This window comes from Stenotrophomonas sp. P5_A8, from assembly GCF_056400545.1.
Genome location: NZ_JBFULB010000008.1, coordinates 1 through 17,588 on the forward strand (window position 1 = coordinate 1; position 17,588 = coordinate 17,588).

Annotated in this window: 16 protein-coding genes and 1 other RNA gene; 10 read left to right on the forward strand and 7 right to left on the reverse strand. The window is 68.6% G+C overall.

The genetic code is table 11. The features are described from left to right. Positions 1-228: 228 nt before the first annotated feature. From AC1DQP_RS01245 to AC1DQP_RS01260, 4 genes are read right to left on the reverse strand one after another with little or no spacing between them, the layout of a single operon-like run. Positions 229-1,617 (reverse strand): FAD-binding oxidoreductase, encoded by a 1,389-nt coding sequence (locus AC1DQP_RS01245; RefSeq protein WP_457319414.1) that lies wholly within the window; start codon positions 1,615-1,617, stop codon positions 229-231. Next, on the reverse strand, positions 1,614-2,156 hold the full coding sequence (locus AC1DQP_RS01250; protein WP_256774896.1) for a metal-dependent hydrolase: 543 nt from the start codon (positions 2,154-2,156) through the stop codon (positions 1,614-1,616). The genes AC1DQP_RS01245 and AC1DQP_RS01250 overlap by 4 nt, the downstream gene beginning before the upstream one ends. Continuing rightward, on the reverse strand, positions 2,156-2,524 hold the full coding sequence (locus AC1DQP_RS01255) for a YraN family protein (RefSeq protein ID WP_256774897.1): 369 nt from the start codon (positions 2,522-2,524) through the stop codon (positions 2,156-2,158). The genes AC1DQP_RS01250 and AC1DQP_RS01255 overlap by 1 nt, the downstream gene beginning before the upstream one ends. Positions 2,525-2,534: 10 nt before the next feature. After that, entirely contained in the window at positions 2,535-4,256 is a 1,722-nt protein-coding gene (locus AC1DQP_RS01260) for a penicillin-binding protein activator (protein ID WP_478050973.1), read from the reverse strand. A gap of 80 nt (positions 4,257-4,336) precedes the next feature. On the opposite strand from AC1DQP_RS01260, the gene rsmI reads away from it, so the two are divergent. Continuing rightward, complete coding sequence (gene rsmI / locus AC1DQP_RS01265; RefSeq protein ID WP_457318353.1) at positions 4,337-5,158, forward strand: 16S rRNA (cytidine(1402)-2'-O)-methyltransferase; 822 nt, start codon at positions 4,337-4,339, stop codon at positions 5,156-5,158. A gap of 303 nt (positions 5,159-5,461) precedes the next feature. Here rsmI and rnpB read toward each other — a convergent pair. The 3 genes from rnpB to AC1DQP_RS01280 all read right to left on the reverse strand — a co-directional run bounded on the left by rnpB (position 5,462) and on the right by AC1DQP_RS01280 (position 7,356). After that, an RNA gene (gene rnpB, locus AC1DQP_RS01270) (RNase P RNA component class A) lies at positions 5,462-5,812 on the reverse strand. A 44-nt stretch (positions 5,813-5,856) separates the two neighbouring features. Then, positions 5,857-6,339, reverse strand: coding sequence for a DM13 domain-containing protein (locus AC1DQP_RS01275; protein WP_256774900.1), 483 nt, complete (start codon positions 6,337-6,339; stop codon positions 5,857-5,859). A gap of 240 nt (positions 6,340-6,579) precedes the next feature. Continuing rightward, positions 6,580-7,356: an NRDE family protein gene (locus tag AC1DQP_RS01280; RefSeq protein ID WP_457318352.1), complete on the reverse strand. Its 777-nt coding sequence runs from the start codon at positions 7,354-7,356 to the stop codon at positions 6,580-6,582. 326 nt (positions 7,357-7,682) lie between these two features. On the opposite strand from AC1DQP_RS01280, the gene mraZ reads away from it, so the two are divergent. The 9 genes from mraZ to murG are packed head-to-tail and all read left to right on the forward strand — an operon-like array spanning position 7,683 to position 17,579. Then, entirely contained in the window at positions 7,683-8,129 is a 447-nt protein-coding gene (gene mraZ, locus AC1DQP_RS01285) for a division/cell wall cluster transcriptional repressor MraZ (RefSeq protein WP_256774902.1), read from the forward strand. A 14-nt stretch (positions 8,130-8,143) separates the two neighbouring features. After that, positions 8,144-9,112, forward strand: a complete 969-nt coding sequence (gene rsmH / locus AC1DQP_RS01290) for a 16S rRNA (cytosine(1402)-N(4))-methyltransferase RsmH (protein ID WP_457318351.1) — start codon at positions 8,144-8,146, stop codon at positions 9,110-9,112. Then, complete coding sequence (gene ftsL, locus AC1DQP_RS01295) at positions 9,109-9,372, forward strand: cell division protein FtsL (RefSeq protein WP_256774904.1); 264 nt, start codon at positions 9,109-9,111, stop codon at positions 9,370-9,372. The genes rsmH and ftsL overlap by 4 nt, the downstream gene beginning before the upstream one ends. After that, entirely contained in the window at positions 9,369-11,213 is a 1,845-nt protein-coding gene (locus AC1DQP_RS01300) for a peptidoglycan D,D-transpeptidase FtsI family protein (protein ID WP_256774905.1), read from the forward strand. Before ftsL ends, AC1DQP_RS01300 begins: the two co-directional genes overlap by 4 nt. Continuing rightward, on the forward strand, positions 11,210-12,694 hold the full coding sequence (locus AC1DQP_RS01305) for a UDP-N-acetylmuramoyl-L-alanyl-D-glutamate--2,6-diaminopimelate ligase (RefSeq protein ID WP_457318350.1): 1,485 nt from the start codon (positions 11,210-11,212) through the stop codon (positions 12,692-12,694). Before AC1DQP_RS01300 ends, AC1DQP_RS01305 begins: the two co-directional genes overlap by 4 nt. Beyond that, positions 12,691-14,085: a UDP-N-acetylmuramoyl-tripeptide--D-alanyl-D-alanine ligase gene (locus tag AC1DQP_RS01310; protein ID WP_457318349.1), complete on the forward strand. Its 1,395-nt coding sequence runs from the start codon at positions 12,691-12,693 to the stop codon at positions 14,083-14,085. The genes AC1DQP_RS01305 and AC1DQP_RS01310 overlap by 4 nt, the downstream gene beginning before the upstream one ends. Further along, the gene (mraY, locus tag AC1DQP_RS01315) at positions 14,075-15,160 is read left to right on the forward strand and encodes a phospho-N-acetylmuramoyl-pentapeptide-transferase (protein ID WP_256774908.1); all 1,086 of its coding nucleotides are present in this window, start codon (positions 14,075-14,077) and stop codon (positions 15,158-15,160) included. The genes AC1DQP_RS01310 and mraY overlap by 11 nt, the downstream gene beginning before the upstream one ends. Next, positions 15,160-16,491 carry a putative lipid II flippase FtsW gene (gene ftsW, locus AC1DQP_RS01320; protein ID WP_478050974.1) on the forward strand — a complete coding sequence of 444 codons (1,332 nt, stop codon included), beginning with the start codon at positions 15,160-15,162 and terminating at the stop codon, positions 16,489-16,491. The genes mraY and ftsW overlap by 1 nt, the downstream gene beginning before the upstream one ends. Continuing rightward, positions 16,488-17,579, forward strand: a complete 1,092-nt coding sequence (murG, locus tag AC1DQP_RS01325) for an undecaprenyldiphospho-muramoylpentapeptide beta-N-acetylglucosaminyltransferase (RefSeq protein WP_457318347.1) — start codon at positions 16,488-16,490, stop codon at positions 17,577-17,579. Before ftsW ends, murG begins: the two co-directional genes overlap by 4 nt. Positions 17,580-17,588 lie beyond the last annotated feature (9 nt).

The window sequence follows — 17,588 nt, forward strand, 5'->3', positions numbered from 1 at the left end:
GGTTGCGTCGGCGGTTGCCGCACGAAACGGTCGCGTCGGCGGTGGCCGCACGAAACGGTTGCGTCGACGGTGGACGCACGAAACGGTTGCGTCGACGGTGGACGCACGAAACGGTTGCGTCGACGGTGGACGCACGAAACGGTCGCGTCGGCGGTGGACGCACGAAACGGTCGCGTCAACGGTAGCCGCACGAAAAGGTTGCGTCGGCGGTTGCCGCGCACGCGAGGATCACCCTACAGGCGGCAGCACCTTGCCCGGGTTAAGGATTCCGTCCGGGTCCAGCGCCTGCTTGATCGCGCGCATTGCCGCCAGCGTGGCCGGGTTGAACGCCTTGGCCATGAAATCGCGCTTGGCCAGGCCGATCCCGTGCTCGCCGGACAGCGTGCCGCCGAGCGACAGCGTCAGTGCGAAGATCTTCGGCAGCGCCGCGTGCGCACGCGCATTCTCGTCGGCATCGTCGGGGTGGTAGAGGATGTTGACGTGCAGGTTGCCGTTGCCGGCATGGCCGAAGGTGACGATCACCAGCTGATGCTCGCGCGCCAGCGCCTGCACCCCGGCCACCAGGTCGGGGATGCGCGACACCGGCACCACCACGTCTTCATTGATCTTGCCCGGGGCGATGCTGCGCAGCGCAGGCGACAACGCCTTGCGCGCGGCCCACAGTTTCTCGCGCGCGCTGCCTTCCATCGCCACATCCAGCGCGATCATGCCGTCGCCTTCGGCGGCCGTGGCCAGGGCCTGCAGCAGGTAGGGGAGGGTGTCGTGGTCGCCGTCGGCCTCGACCAGCAGCATCGCGCCGGCTTCGGGCACCTCGGCGCCATTGCGGCGCAGCAGCTCCAGGCTGCGGGCATCCATGAATTCCAGCCGGGTCGGCACCACCGGCTGGCCCATCAGCCGCGACACGGCCGCGGCCGCCGCATCGGCATCGCGGTACAGCACGCGCAGGCCGGCCTGCGCCACCGGTAGCGGGGTCAGTTTGAGCGTGGCCTCCACGATCAGCGCGAGGGTGCCTTCGCTGCCGACCAGCAGGTGGGTGAGGTCGTAGCCGGTGGCGTCCTTGGTATAGGCGCCACCGCAGTGGATGAGCTCGCCGGCGCCGGTCACCGCGACCAGACCCAGCACGTTGTCGCGGCTGGTGCCGTACTTCACCGCGCGCGGGCCGCCGGCATTGCAGGCCAGGTTGCCGCCGATGCTGCAGATGTCCGCGCTGGACGGGTCCGGCGCCCAGAACAGGCCATGCGGTGCCAGCGCGTGCTGCAGGTCGCCGTTGAGCACGCCCGGCTCGACCACCGCGCAGCGGTTGCCCGGCTGGATATCGAGGATGCGCGCCATGCGTGCGAACGACAGCACGATGCTGCCCGTGACCGGCACCGCTGCGCCGGTGGTGCCGGTGCCGGCACCGCGCGCGACCACGGCGATGCGATGTTCGCGGCAGGCGTGCACCAGCGCCACCACCTGCTCGCGGTCACGCGGGAAGGCCACGCCGAGCGGCAACCGATGCCGCCAGGAATTGTCCTGCGCGTGCGCGGCGAGCGCGGCCTCATCGGTGCGCCAGCCGTCCTCGCCCAGAAGCGCATGCACAGTGGAAAGGAAGGCGGCGGGCAGGGCGGTCGTCATGACGGGGTCCGGGCATCGACAGGGGCGCGTTGGATCAGCTTCCAGCCGATGACGGCGGCGGCCAGAGGCAACCACACCCAACGCAGTTCAGAGAAAACGGTGGCCAGTCCGCGCGCGCTGAAGAACTGGCCGGCGAAGGGCGAGACGCGGATCGGTCGCCAAGGTGCGAATACGCGCTCGCCGCTCCACGGCCACCACAGGGCAACGCCGAGGCCACCGGAGGTGAAGGCATCCAGCAACGGGTGCGACAACGCGCTGATCCCCACGAACGCAGCGGCCTGCACCGTGCCCGCACGCAGCGGCCGGTGCAGCACTGCGGCGAGCACGGCCAGCAGGGTGGCAAACACGATCGAGTGACTGGCTCCGCGATGACCGAAGCTGTCGGCGTAGGGGATGTGCAGGGCGAAGGCCAGCACGTCGGTATCGGGAAGTATCGCCGCGACCACGCCAGCAGCCAGCAACGGCCTGGAAATGCGCCCGCGATCAGCGGCGCACCACAGCGCCAGGGGAATCGCGGCGTGGGTAAAGATGCTGGGCATCAACAATCCTCCAGCCGGAACGCATCGCGCAGCCAGCGCAGCTGCGGTGGATCGCCGCTGGCCTCGACCACGTCGAACCGGCACGGCCGTTGCGCCAGCGCCGGGTGCGCGCCGAGGAATAACTGCGCGGCCAACACCAGCTTGCGTCGCTTGCGCAGGTCCACCGACGCCGCGCCGCCACCAAAGCCGGCGCTGGCGCGGTAGCGCACTTCGACGAAGACAGTGGTGTCGCCATCGCGCATGATCAGGTCCAGCTCGCCGCCGCGATAGCGCGCGTTCTGCGTGATCGGGCTCAATCCCTGCGTGCGCAGGTACGCCTGCGCCGCAGCTTCCACCGCTGCCCCACGCTGTGCCCGCGCGGTCGGCACGGGCCGCAGATCAGTTGGCGTTGGCGATCGGCATCGGCCGGCCGCCGCTGAAGGTCGACCATGCCGGCACGCGCAGCACGTTGCCGTTGCTGTCCAGGAACAGCGTGCCGGTGGCGCCGGCCAGGCCGCCCTCGTTGGCCATCTTGTCCAGGTAGGCGCTGATCTTCCACGCATCGAAGCCGAAGGCGAACAGGCGGCCAGCCGCGCCGCGCGCGTTGGGCAGGATCTGACCGGCCGTGCTGGCCGAGGGCAGGCCGGCGACGCCGCGCACGTTCCATGCCTCGTTGGGATAGACGATGCCGTCCAGTGCCATGTCTTCCTCGGCCTTGCCCGCGCCGACGGTCAGCTGCGAGGTGCCCACGCGGGTGGCGCCACCGGCACCGGCCAGGGCCAGCTGCGGTGCCAGCGCGCGCGCCTGCGGCGCCTTCACCGCCAGCAGCACGCCATCGACGCTGCCGGCCGCGCGGATCTGCGCGCTGATATCGCCCACGGCTTCGCCGACCCCGATCGTGGCCACCACCTGGCCGCCGCGCTGGGCGAAGCGTTCGCGGAAGGCGGCGGCGGCACGGCGGCCGTTGTCGTCGTTGCTGTGCACCACCAGCACCTTGCTGCGCTCGCGGCCGCGCAGGAATTCGGCGGCGATGATGCCGTCGTCTTCCGGGGCCAGCGAGAACCCGGCGCTACCGGCCGGCGGGCTGCTCTTGCCACGGTTCAGCGCCAGCACCGGCACCGGCAGCTGGGCGCGGCCGAACACCGCATCGACCTCGTCGCGGCCGAGCGGACCGACCACGAAGTCCACGCCGGCACCGACGGCTTTGTCATAGGCCGCCACCGCACCGGCAGCGGTGCCGGCGGTATCGATGAACTGGATGTCCGGGCGACGGCGGGTTTCGGCGTAATAACCGCTGAGCAGGCCATCGCGCACCGGCTGGGCGGCGGTGGCCAGGCGACCGCTGAGCGGCAGCAGCACGGCCATCTTCAGCGGCGGGCGGTAGCCATCGCTCATGGCCGGCGGACGCTTGCTGGTATCGAACTGCACCGCCTGCTCGCGATCAAACGGACGCGGCAGCGGCAGCCCGCGGGCGATCAACGCGCGCCCGGCGAAGTTGTACAGCGGCTCGTTGGCCGGCAGTGCCGCCGCGCGCGAACGCAGGGTGGCATCGTCGAGCGTGCCGAGCAGACCGGCGATGGCCTGCTGGTTGTCGGTGCGCGCCTTGCCGGTCAACGCGGCATGCGCGCGGGCGCGCTCCTGCGCGGCACCGATGATGTCGCCGGTGCCCTGCAGCGCATCGGCGCGGGCCAGCTGCCAGCGCGTGCGCAGCTGCGGCACCACCGTATCGGAGGATTCCTTCAGCGAGGCCAGCGCCTGCGCCGGCTGCTTGTCGGCCAGGGCCAGCTCGGCGGTGGTCAGGTGGTAGCGCTGCAGGTTGGCGCCGTTGAGCTGGCGCGGGGTGATCTGGGCCAGCAGGCTGCGCGCGCGTGCGCTGTCGCCGGCCTCATGCCAGGCAAAGGCAGCATCGGCCAGCGCGGCAGCGCGGGCGCTGCCCTTCAAGGTGTTGGCCAGTGCTTCCAGCTGCACGGCGGCGTCGCGCGGCTTGCCCTGGTCGATCAGCGCCAACGCCTGGCTCTGCGCCGGCGATTCGGGCGCACTGGTCAGGCTCGTCGTGGCGCAGCCGGCAAGCAGCATCAGCGACAACGAAAGGGCGGAGATCCGTGCGACGGGCTTGTTCATGATCAGGTCCATTCGATGGGGGCAGCGGCCGTGGCCGGGGAACGGTACGATTCTACCCTTGACCCACGAGTGCCGTTGCGATGAGTGTTGTCCCTACGCTGTATGTCGTTGCCACCCCGATCGGCAACCTGGCCGACCTGACGCCGCGGGCGCAGGACGTGCTGCGCTCGGTGGCGGCGATCTGCGCCGAAGACACCCGCCGCAGCGGCCAGTTGCTGGCCCATTTCGGCATCCAGCAGCCGCTGGTGGCATTGCACGACCACAACGAGGAAGCGCTGTCCCAGCGCATCGTGGCGCGCCTGCTGGCCGGTGAATCGCTGGCGCTGGTGAGCGATGCCGGCACCCCGCTGGTCAGCGATCCGGGCTATCGGCTGGTGCGCGCTGCCCGCGAGGCGGGCATCCGGGTGAGCCCGGTGCCGGGTGCCTGCGCGGCGATTGCCGCATTGAGCGTGGCCGGCCTGCCCAGCGACCGCTTCACCTTTGAAGGCTTCCTGCCGGCCAAGGGCTCGGGCCGCCGCGAACGCCTGCAGGGCCTGACTGGCGAAACCCGCACGCTGGTGTTCTACGAATCCTCGCACCGCATCACCGAGTCGCTGGCCGACATGGTCGCGGCCTTCGGCGCGCAGCGCCCGGCGGTGCTGGCCCGCGAGCTGACCAAGCTGTTCGAGACCGTCCTCGACGGCACGCTGGCCTCGCTGCTGCAGCAGGTGGAAGCCGACGACAACCAGCGCAAGGGCGAGTTCGTGGTGATGGTGCAGGGCGCCGCCGACGACGAACAAGCGCAGCTGGCCGCCGGCCGCCGCATGTACGCCAAGCTCAGCGAACACCTCCCGCCGTCCACCGCCGCCAAGCTCGCCGCCGAACTCACCGGCGCCCCACGCAAAGCCCTCTACGGCAGCTGATCGCGAGCTGGGCGCAGGCAGAGCCACCCCAYGGGTGGCTGCACGYRRTGCCGAAGAGGTAGAGCCACCCCAYGGGTGGCTACGCACGATGCCGGAACGAACARCAGCCACCCATGGGGTGGCTCTACCAGRCGTGCAGCAAACACCGCWTTKGAATAAMSCCCCCCGCAAACCGTCTGGAGGCACAGCCCCCTTTAGTAAAGGGGGCGCGGCGACAGCCGCGGGGAATTGGACGCTGGTGGCGCCCGGGGCCCACGGTTTGCACCGCAAACCGTGGGGCTTCTTCGCGGCATCGCGAAGAAAGGGCGGAGCCGGCCGATAAGCCGGGTTTTGTCGTGGACAGTCATTCCTCTAGGCGCTACGTCACCGCAGCGCTCAAGCAACCTACCCGGACCCGACGCGGGCCACGCCATTAGGTCCCTATTTGGTCTTGCTCCAGGTGGGGTTTGCCGTGCCGGTCTGTTGCCAGACTCGCGGTGCGCTCTTACCGCACCATTTCACCCTTACCGGCTTCCCGAAGGAAACGTAGGCGGTATCTTTCTGTTGCACTTTCCGTCGGCTCGCGCCGCCCAGGCGTTACCTGGCACCTTGCCCTGTGGAGCCCGGACTTTCCTCGGCATCCGCAAGGGATGACGCGACTGTCTGGCCGACTCCGCCGCGCGCATTGTCCCACATCCCGGCGTGCGGAGGGCGGGCGATCACCCCGGCGTTCGGTATTGCCCGGCCGAGATGAACTGCGCGAAGCGCTCGCACCACACCACCACAGTGGTGAATTCCTCGACATCCACGCCCGGTGGCACCTCGACCAGGAAGCGGTTGAAGGTCTTCACTTCGCCGATCCGCACCGCATCGGCCTTGATCCGTTCAAAGCCGGCCTTGGTGTCGACGAACTCGCGGGTCAGATAGACCTTGTAGTCGGGCCCCGGAGCGATCTTGCCGGTGAAGGCCACCTGGGTGGCGCTCACGCTCAGCGCGCCATCGGCCCAGTGCAGCGCATCGCTGCCCTTCTGGTCGCGGTGGAGGTTGGCGTGGTAGCGCGCCTGCTCCATCGCAGCCTGTACCTGCTGAGCCGGCGGATCGTCCGGTGCGGTGAGGATCGGCAGGAAGTACACGCCCAGGCCGAAGCCCACGCCAAGCACAAGCAGGTGGCTGATCAGAAGAAGGAGGATGCGTCGTCGCATGGAAGCTCCGTACAGAGTGGAGACGCGGCAACGGCGCCGCCCCGCCATCCTCGGCACGCAGCGCGTCGCGTCAAGGCGCCCTGGAGGCGGCGTCGGGCCGGCAACCTGCGCAGAACCAGCTCCATCTGGGCCGAGGGGCCGGGAATGCCTTCTGGCGCAGCGGCGTTAAACTTTCGTGAACACCCTTGCTTGTGGCTGAAGTGCCGCAATGCCCGGTCCCTGAAGATTGGCTTGGCAACGTCAAAGTGCGCCGATCTGCGCCCTTGCCTCCAGCCGGGTCTCACCGATGCAACTGCCGTCCGGCCCAAACCGGCGCTCGTGGATGAAACCCTCGCCATTGGCATCCAGTGCGATCAGCGTGCTGGCGCGGGTGCCGTACTCCGGGCTGCGGATGAACGCTGCGCTCAGCCAGCGCTCGCGTTCCAGGCCGATGCCGGTGTTGGGCAGGGCGCTGTCATCAGCCCGGGTTTCATCGGCCAGCGCCGCCCACAGGGGCCCCAGGTCGTCGCTGCCGCTGGCGATCCAGCCCCGCAGGGCGGCGTTCAAACGCTCGGTCTTGGGCCACGGCGCATCCAGCGGCCCGTTGGACATGCCGTGGATGCCAGGTGGCAGCGCCTGGCGGCCCAGCGGGTGATTACCCAGGAACTGGCAACTGCCGCGGTCGGCCAGCAGCAGGTTGAACGGCGCGAAGGTGGTGGCGCGGGCGGCCAGCTCGTCGGCGAAGGTGGCAGCCGACGCGTCGGCACGCAGGTAGTCGGCCACCAGAGCACCACGTGACGGGCCGGTCTGGCGCGCCAGCGGGTCGCGGACATTGGTGACCACCGCCATCCGGCCCTCGGGCGCGACCCCGGCCCAGGTCCCGCCCGAACGCAGGTCACGTCCGGCCAGCAGGCCGGTGTCCGGCGCCGGCCAGGCCACCAGTGCGGCGGTGGGGCGGGCGTGGAACTCGTCGCGGTTGCCGGCCATGACCAGCTGCCACCGCGGGTGTGTTTTCCAGGCAAGGGCGAGAAGGCACATGGCCGGCATTGTGCCGGGGTTTGCGCAAGACCGGGTCAATGGCGACGGGGCTCGGGATGAATGCGCGCCTATGTTTCACACCCTCTACACGCGCCTGAACTTCGCCCCAATCTCAAAAGATGAGACGAAACAGCAACTTGTGGATAAGCTTTGAACAAGTCTCTAAACATTGCTGCAAGCCCTTGATGTCCAAGGTGATTTCCCGCTTGCAAAGTTGTTGACAACCCAATCGGCACTGCTAAGGTGGGCAACAGAGGCAAAACCGGGTTTTTTGTGGTTTTTCGTGGTTCAATGTTTCATCCGGGCGAAGGAAAGGTGCACGCGTCGTGTTTCAGGGCGAGACGGCCATCACGGTTGACGATAAAGGGCGCATGGCGGTTCCCACCGCGCATCGCGACCTTGTCGCGCGCGTGAGCAACAACCGCCTGGTCCTGACCTACAACCCCTTCGAGTCCGGCTGCCTCTGGCTGTATGCCGAGCAGGAGTGGGAGCGGGTCCGCGACGACGTCATGTCCAAGCCCAACACACAGCGTGTCGTGCGTCTGCTGCAACAGAAGCTGGTCGGCTCGGCCGCGCATCTGGAGCTGGACGGCAACGGTCGCATCAGTATTCCTGCCAGCCACCGCGGTGCCGTTGGCATTGAAAAGAAGGCGGTTCTGCTGGGCATGGGCGACAAATTCGAATTGTGGAGCGAGCAGGCACATCGCGCGTTGATCCAGCAGACGTTGTCTGACGGGGATCTGGGCGATGGGTTGCTCGACCTGAAGTTGTGAGCCGGGGTGCCCGGATGCGCGGAGCAGCGCAGACCGGTCACCTTCCGGTGTCGCAGTCGCCGGCGGGGCACCTGCCGGTTCTGTACACGCAGGTCCTGGATGGCCTGAGGGTGATCGAAAACGGTACGTATCTCGATGGCACGTTCGGTCGTGGCGGTCACGCCCGCGGCGTGCTCGAGCAACTCGGTCCCGGAGGCCGGCTGCTGGTCATGGACAAGGATCCCGAAGCGATTGCGGTTGCCGAGCGCGATTTCGCGCCGGACCCGCGCGTGTCGATCTTCCGTGGCAGCTTCGCCGACCTGCTGCATTGGGAGGCCACCGCCGACGGCCTGGACGGGGTGCTGTTCGACCTCGGCGTGTCGTCGCCGCAGCTTGACGTGGCCGAGCGCGGTTTCAGTTTCGGCAAGGACGGCCCGCTGGACATGCGCATGGACCCGGACAGCGGCGAAAGCGCCGCGCAGTGGCTCAACCAGGTTGAAGAGCGCGAGCTGATGGACGTGCTGTGGACCTACGGCGAAGAGCGCCAGGGCCGCCGTATCGCCAAGGCCATCGTGGCCCGCCGCGACAAGCAGCCCTTCACCCGCACCGCCGAGTTGGCGGAGCTGATCGCCTCGGTGATGCCGCGTGGCAAGGACAAGATCCACCCGGCCACGCGCAGCTTCCAGGCCATCCGCATCCACATCAACCGTGAACTGGCCGACCTCGAAGCCGGCCTGGACGCGGCGATGGCGCGGCTCAAGCCCGGTGGCCGGCTGGCGGTGATCAGCTTCCATTCGCTGGAAGACCGCATCGTCAAGCAGTTCATGAACCGTCACGCCAAGGCCCCGCCGAGCAATCGCCGGCTGCCCGAGCTGGCCGCGTTCGTGCCGACCCTGGATCTGCACGGCGGCGCGATCAAGGCCGAGGACGACGAGCTGGCGGTCAACCCGCGCTCGCGCAGCGCGGTGCTGCGCGTGGCCGAAAAGCGCGAGGTGGCCGGGTGAGTCGCCTGCTGCTCATCGTGCTGCTGGCCTGCACCATCGCCTCGGCGATCGGGGTGGTGTTCATGCGCCACCGCCACCGCCAGACCTTCATCGAGTTGTCCAAGGTCGAGCGCGCGCGCGATGAGATCAACATCGAATTCGGCCGCCTGCAGCTGGAGCAGGCGACCCTGGCCGAGTCCACCCGGGTCGACCGCGTCGCCCGCGAGAAGCTCGGCATGAAGTTCCCCGAAGCGGCGGACGTGGTGGTGGTACGGCCATGAACAAGTCCGGTCGCAACCGTGCACGCAACAGCTTCAACCTGCGCCAGCGCCTGAAGTGGGTGGGTCTGGCGCTTGGGCTGTGCTCGGTGTCGCTGGTCGGCCGCGCGGCCTATGTGCAGATCATCAACAGCGAGTTCTACCAGCGCCAGGGCGAAGCGCGCTACCTGCGCGAGCTGCCGATCAACACCTCGCGCGGCATGATCACCGACCGCAACGGCGAGCCGGTGGCGGTGTCCACGCCGGTGGCTTCGATCTGGGTCAACCCGCAGGAACTGCTGCGCTCGCAGGACCGTATCCCCGAGCTGGCCACCGCGCTGGGCATGCCGCTGGACGAGCTGACCTCCAAGCTGGCGCAGAAGTCGGACAAGGAATTCATGTACCTGCGTCGCCGAATCAATCCGGACGAGGCGGAAAAGGTGGTCGCGCTGAAAATTCCGGGCGTGGCCTCGCAGCGTGAGTTCCGTCGCTTCTACCCGCAGGGTGAGGCGATGGCGCACGTGCTGGGCTTCACCAACATCGACGACCGCGGCCAGGAAGGGCTGGAGCTGGCCTTCGACGAATGGCTGCGCGGCAAGGCCGGCGCCAAGCGGGTGATCCGCAACCGCAAGGGCGACACCGTTGAAAGCGACCTGCTGCGCCCCGCCGAGCCGGGCAAGGACCTGACCCTCAGCATCGACCGCCGCATCCAGTTCCTGGCCTTCAAGGAGCTGCGCAACGCGCTGATCGCCAACAAGGCGGCCGGCGGCTCGATGGTGATCATGGACGTGGCCACCGGCGAAGTGCTGGCCATGGTCAACCTGCCCACCTACAACCCCAATTCGGTTGGCGGTGCGGCCCCGGATACCCGCCGCAACCGCGCGGTGACCGACCTGGTCGAGCCCGGCTCGACCATGAAGCCGTTGACCATCGCCTCGGCGCTGCAATCCGGCGTGGTCACCAAGGACACCACGGTGGACACCAACCCGGGCTACATGTCCGTGGGCCGCTTCACCATCAAGGACGTGCCGCGCAACAACGGCGTGCTCAATGTCACCGGCGTGATCACCCGCAGCTCGAACATCGGCGCGGCCAAGATCGCCGCAAAGATGCCGGACCAGGTCTTCTACGACCACGTCCACAGCTTCGGGTATGGCGTGTCCCCGCATAGCGGGTTCCCGGGTGAATCGGCCGGCGTGCTGCCGCGTCCGGCGCGCTGGAGTGGTTCGTCCAAGACCACCATGTCCTACGGCTATGGCCTGAATGTCACGCCGCTGCAGATCGCGACCGCCTACTCGGCGCTGGGCAACGGCGGCAAGCTGATCGCGCCGACCTTCGTCAAGGGCCAGCGCAACGAAGGCAAGCAGATCATCGACGAGAATATCGCCAAGCAGGTCGTGGCGATGATGGAAACCGTGGTCACCCAGGGCGGCGCCAAGCAGGCAGCGGTGCTGGGCTACCACGTGGCCGGCAAGACCGGCACCGCGCGCAAGGCCGGCCCCGGCGGGTACGAGCGCGGGCATTACAACGCGCTGTTCGCCGGTGTGGTGCCGGCCACCAACCCGCGCTTTGCCACGGTCATCGTGATCAACGATCCGCAGGCCGGCAAGTATTACGGCGGCCTGGTGTCCGCACCGGTGTTCCACAACGTGATGGAAGGCGCGCTGCGCCTGATGGACGTGCCGCCGGACGATATCGAGTCGTGGCTGGCCGCCCAGCAGTCCGGAAAGATGGGGCACGCCGCCTCGGTACTGCCGATGCCGCCGCCGGAAACGGTGATCGCCCCGGACGCCGCCGCCGAATTCGATGCCGCGCTGCCCAGCGCGCACGCCACGGTGCCGCCGCCGCAGGGAGGCACGCAATGAGCCAGACGATGTTGCTTTCGCACCTGCTTCCCGATGTGGCGCTCAGCCACGATCCGTCCATCACCGGCCTGGTGCTGGACAGCCGCGACGTGCGTCCGGGCAATGCCTTCGTGGCGATCGCCGGCTTCGGTGCGCACGGGCTGGGCTTCGTCGACCAGGCGCGGGCCAATGGCGCCGGTGCGATCCTGTTCGACCCGCCGGCCCCGACCGAGCTGCCGGCCCCGGCCGACGCGATCGCCGTGCGGGGCCTGCGCAACCGCATGGGCGCGATGGCCGACCAGTTCCACGGCCGCCCGTCGCGCGCGATGACGATGGTCGGGGTGACCGGCACCAACGGCAAGACCTCCACCGTGCAACTGCTGGCCCAGGCCTGGCACCTGCTTGGTACCCGCAGTGGAAGTATCGGCACGTTGGGCGTGGGTCTTTATGGCCACGTCGTGCCGACCGGCTTCACCACCCCGCTGGTATTGCAGATGCATCAGGTGCTGGCGCAGCTGCGCGATGACGGCGCACAGGCGGTGGCGATGGAAGTCAGCTCGCACGCGCTGGACCAGGGCCGCGTGGACGCCGTGCACTTTGATGTGGCGGTGTTCACCAACCTCACCCGCGATCATCTGGATTACCACGGCGATATGCTCCAGTACGGCGCGGCCAAGGCCAGACTGTTCCACCGCGAGGGCCTCAAGGCGGCGGTGGTCAACCTGGACGACAGCTTCGGCAGCGAACTGCTGCGGACCGTCGAGGCCGGCGTGCGCCAGATCGGGCTGAGCTCGCGCGGCGCGCAGCAGGCCACGCTGCGCGCGGACTCGCTGAAGCTGGATGGCCGTGGCATCGCCTTCGACCTGGTGGTCGATGGCACTCGCCATCCGGTGCAGTCGCCGCTGCTGGGCCGCTTCAACGTGGACAACCTGCTGGCCGTGGCCGGTACGTTGTTCGCCCTCGACCATGCCCCGGCCGCGATCGCCGACCTGCTTTCGCAGCTGCAGCCGATCGCCGGGCGCATGAACCGCCTGGGCGGCGAGCACGGCCTGCCCACCGTGGTGGTCGATTACGCACACACTCCCGACGCGCTGGAACAGGCGCTCGGCAGCCTGCACGACCACCTGAGCGGGCGTCTGGTCTGCGTGTTCGGCTGCGGCGGTGAGCGCGACACCGGCAAGCGTCCGCAGATGGCGGCCATCGCCGAGAAACTCGCCGACGTGGTGATCGTCACCGACGACAATCCGCGTGGTGAAGATGGCGACGTGATCGTGGCCGACATCGTCGCCGGCCTGAGTTCGCCCGCTGCCGCCACCGTGCAGCGCGACCGCGCCGCCGCGATCGCCACCGCGATCGGCCTGGCCGGCGCCGGTGACATCGTGCTGATCGCCGGCAAGGGGCATGAGCCCTATCAGGAAGTCCACGGCGTCAAGCATGCCTTCGACGACACCGAGGTCGCCGGTCGCGTGCTGGCGTCGCGGATGCAGGAGGTGGCCCCATGAAGCGCACCCCGCTGTCGCTGATCGCGCATTGGGCCGGTGGCGAGATCCATGGCGATGACACCGCCATCGACGCCATCAGCAATGACACCCGCACGCTTGCCCCCGGCAGCCTGTACGTGGCGCTGCGCGGTGAACGTTTCGACGGCCATGATTTCGCCGCCGACGCGATCGCGCGCGGTGCTTCGGCAATGTTGGTGGAGCGACTGCTCGACCTGCCCGTGCCGCAGATCGTGGTCGCCGACAGCGAACACGCGCTGGGCCGGATCGCCCACGGCATGCAGCGTGACCGCCGCACCGCCGTGTTCGCCATCACCGGCAGCAACGGCAAGACCAGCGTCAAGAGCCTGCTGCTGGCCATCCTGGCGCAGGTCGCGCGCGAACAGCACAAGGTCGTCTACGCCAATCCGGGCAACCGCAACAACGAGATCGGGCTGCCGCTGGCGGTGCTCGATGCGCCCGAAGATGCCGACTTCGCCATCTACGAGATGGGGGCCGGCAAGCCGGGCGACATCGCCTACCTCACCGAGATCGTGCGCCCGCACTACGCGCTGGTGAACAACATCGCCCCGGCCCACCTGGAGCGGATGGGCAGCCTGCAGGGCGTGGCCACCACCAAGGGCGCGATCTACGCCGCGCTGCCGGCCGATGGCGTGGCGGTGATCAATGCCGACGACGCCTTCGGTATCTGGTTCGAACAGCACATCGTCGGCCAGCCGCCGCGCAGCCGTGTGCTGCGCTACGGGCTGGACCACAGCGCCGATGTGTCGGCGCTGGCGATCCGTCCGAGCGCTTCGGGCAGCCAGTTCCTGTTGACCAGCCCGCACGGGCAGGTCGAGATCGCCCTGGCCTTGCCGGGTCGGCACAACATCAGCAATGCACTGGCCGCCGCCACGCTGGCGCTGGCCGCCGGTATCGGCCTGGACCAGATCGCCGCGGGCCTGGCCCGCGCCGAACCCGTTCCCGGCCGCCAGATCGCGCACCAGCTGCCCAATGGCGCGGTGCTGATCGATGACAGCTACAACGCCAATCCCGGCTCACTGGCCGCGGCGATCGATGCGCTGGCCGGCGGCAAGGCCGAGGGCTGGCTGGTGCTGGGCGACATGCGCGAACTGGGCCCGGACGGCGAGGCGCTGCACGCCCAGGCCGGGCGCCGCGCGCGCGATGCCGGGCTCAAGCGCCTGTACACGCTGGGCACGCTCAGTGCGGCCGCATCGACCGCGTTCGGCGAGGGCGGGCGGCACTTCGCCGACCACGACACGCTGGCCGCCGCGCTCGGCGACGAACTGCACGCTGGCGTGCGCTGCCTGGTCAAGGGTTCGCGCGGCAGTGCCATGGACAAAATTGTAAAAGCGCTGCTGGCGCGAGGAGAGGAAAGCCCCAATGTTGCTTGAACTGGCCCGATGGTTGCAGCAGTTGGAGAGCCTGTTCGGGCTGTTCGGCTATCTGACTCTGCGCGGCATCCTCGCTGCGCTGACCGCGCTGTTCCTGTCGCTGTGGCTGGGCCCGGCGATGATCCGCAAGCTGGCCCAGTTCAAGGGCGGCCAGCCAATCCGCACCGACGGACCGCAGACCCACTTCTCCAAGGCCGGCACGCCGACCATGGGCGGTTCGCTGATCCTGCTGACCATCACCCTGTCGGTGCTGCTGTGGGCCGACCTGCGCAACCGCTACGTGTGGGTGGTGCTGGCGGTGATGCTGTGCTTCGGCGCCATCGGCTGGTACGACGACTGGATCAAGATCGTGCGCCGCGACCCGAACGGCCTGAAGTCGCGCTGGAAGTACCTGCTGCAGTCGATCTTCGGCCTGGCCGCCGGGCTGTTCCTGTTCTACACCGCCGATGTCCCGGCGGCGTTGACCTTCTACATCCCGATGTTCAAGTCGGTGGCGCTGCCGCTGGCCGGGATCAGCTTCGTGGCCATCGCCTACTTCTGGATCGTCGGCTTCTCCAACGCGGTCAACCTGACCGACGGCCTGGATGGCCTGGCGATCATGCCGACCGTGCTGGTGGCCTGCGCGCTGGGCGTGTTCGCCTACGCCTCGGGCAACGTGGTGTTCTCCAGCTACCTGCAGATCCCGCAGATTCCCGGTGCCGGTGAACTGGTGATCATCTGCGCGGCGATTGCCGGGGCAGGCCTGGGCTTCCTGTGGTTCAACACCTATCCGGCCATGGTCTTCATGGGCGATATCGGCGCGCTGGCGCTGGGTGCGGTGCTGGGCACCATCGCGGTGATCACCCGCCAGGAACTGGTGCTGGTGATCATGGGCGGCGTGTTCGTCATCGAGACCCTGTCGGTGATGATCCAGGTGGCCTCGTTCAAGCTCACCGGCAAGCGCGTGTTCCGCATGGCCCCGATCCACCACCACTTCGAGCTGAAGGGCTGGCCGGAGCCGCGCGTGATCGTGCGCTTCTGGATCATCTCGGTGGTGCTGGTGCTGATCGGCCTGGCCACGTTGAAGGTCCGCTGATGAATGATCTGTCGCGCCAGGCAACCCGCCTTGAAGCCATCGGAGGCCACTTCGACAAGTGGCTGCTGGGCGCGATCATCACGCTCACCGGGCTGGGCGTGGTGATGGTCGCGTCCAGCTCGATCGCGTTGATGAGCAGTCCGTTCTACTACCTCAACCGCCACTTGATCTTCCTGGCGGTGGGCATCGTGCTGGCCATCATCGCCATGCGCACCGAGCTCAAGACCATCGAGCAGTACAACCAGGTGCTGCTGCTGGGCTGCTTCGCGCTGCTGGTGGTGGTGTTCATCCCCGGCCTGGGCAGCAGCGTCAACGGTGCCCGCCGCTGGATCAACCTGGGCTTCTCCAAGTTCCAGACCGTCGAAGCGGTCAAAGTGCTCTACATCGTGTGGCTGTCCAGCTACCYGGTGCGCTTCCGCGACGAGGTCAACGCAACCTGGCCGGCGATGCTCAAGCCGCTCGGCGTGGCCGGTGCGCTGGTGGTGCTGTTGCTGCTGCAGCCGGACTTCGGCTCGTCGACCCTGCTGCTGGCGATCACCGCCGGCATGCTGGTGCTGGGCGGGGTGAACCTGCCGCGCATGTCGATGCCGATCGTGTTCGGCCTGGTGGCGATGAGCGCGCTAGCGATCATCGAACCCTACCGCATGCGCCGCATCACCTCCTTCTGGGACCCGTGGGCCGACCAGCAGGGCGACGGCTACCAGCTGTCGAACGCGCTGATGGCCGTGGGCCGCGGCGAATGGACCGGCGTGGGCCTGGGCAATTCGGTGCAGAAGCTCTACTACCTGCCCGAAGCGCACACCGACTTCATCTTCTCGGTCACCGCCGAAGAACTGGGCTTCCTCGGTACCTGCCTGATCGTGGGCCTGTACGCGCTGCTGGCCGGCCGCGCGTTCTGGATCGGCATGCGCTGCGTGGAAATGAAGCGGCACTTCTCCGGCTACATCGCCTTCGGCATCGGCCTGTGGGTGAGCATGCAGAGCTTCGTCTCGATCGGGGTCAACCTCGGCATCCTGCCGACCAAGGGCCTGACCCTGCCGCTGATCTCCGCCGGCGGTTCCAGCGTGCTGATGACCTGCGTGGCGATGGGCCTGCTGCTGCGCGTGTCCTATGAACTGGATCGCGCCGAGCGCCGCCAGGCCGTGCGCATGCACGTGGCCGAAGGCGAGGAGCCGATCGCCGCCGAGCCGGGCAGGGCGCCGAGCGCGTCGGCCGTGGCGGCTGCCATGCAGGAAGGTACCCCGCGCGACGGCACCCCGCGTGACAGCTCGCCACGGGGCACCAGCCGCATGCAGCAGCGCATCGAACCGACCCTGGGGAGGATGGGATGAGCACCCGCCCGACTTCTTCCCCGCGTCCGGTGATGATCATGGCCGGCGGCACCGGTGGGCACATCTTCCCCGGCCTGGCCGTGGCCGGGGTGCTGCGCGCGCGCGGCATTCCGGTGACCTGGCTGGGCAGCGACGGCGGCATGGAAACGCGCCTGGTGCCGCCGCACGACATCCACATCGATACGCTGGCCATCAGTGGCCTGCGTGGCAAGGGCAAGCTGGCCCTGCTCGCCGCACCGGCACGCCTGCTGCGTGCGGTGCGCGCGGCCGGCTTCCTGATCCGCGACCGCCAGCCGCGCGCGGTGATCGCCTTCGGCGGCTTCGCCTCCGGCCCGGGCGGCCTGGCCGCGCGCCTGCATGGTCTGCCGCTGCTGGTACACGAGCAGAACCGCGCGCCGGGCCTGACCAACCGCGTCCTGTCGCGCTTCGCGCGCCGCGTGCTGACCGGGTTCCCGGGCAGCTTCGCCCAGCGCGAGGAAGCGGTGGGCAACCCGGTGCGTGCCGAGATCGCCGCGATCACACCGCCTGACATGCGCCTGGCCAACCGCCAGGGACCGCTGCGCCTGCTGGTGCTCGGCGGCAGCCAGGGCGCGCGCGCATTGAACAACGCGGTGCCGCAGGCGCTGGCAGCACTGGGCAGCCGCGTCGCCATCGAGGTGCGTCACCAGAGCGGTGAGAAGCTGCATGCCGAAGCGCTGGCGGCTTACCGCGATGCCGGTGTCGAGGCGCGCGTGGAGGCCTTCATCGCCGACATGGCCGAGGCCTTCGCCTGGGCCGACCTGGTGGTGTGCCGTTCCGGCGCCTCGACCCTGGCTGAGCTGTGCGCGGTCGGTGTCGGCAGCGTGCTGGTGCCCTTCGCCGCCGCGGTCGACGATCACCAGACCCGCAATGCGGAGTATCTGGTCGAGCGCGGCGCGGCCGTGTTGCTGAAGCAGGATGAAACGCTGGCCACGCATCTTGAAGGCGTGCTGCGCGAATTGTCCGAAAATTCCGACCGACGCATGCAGATGGCCAATGCCGCGCGTGCCCTGGCCAAGGTCGATGCCGCAGAGCGCATCGCCGACATCATCCTCGAGGAATCCAAATGAAGACCGCTA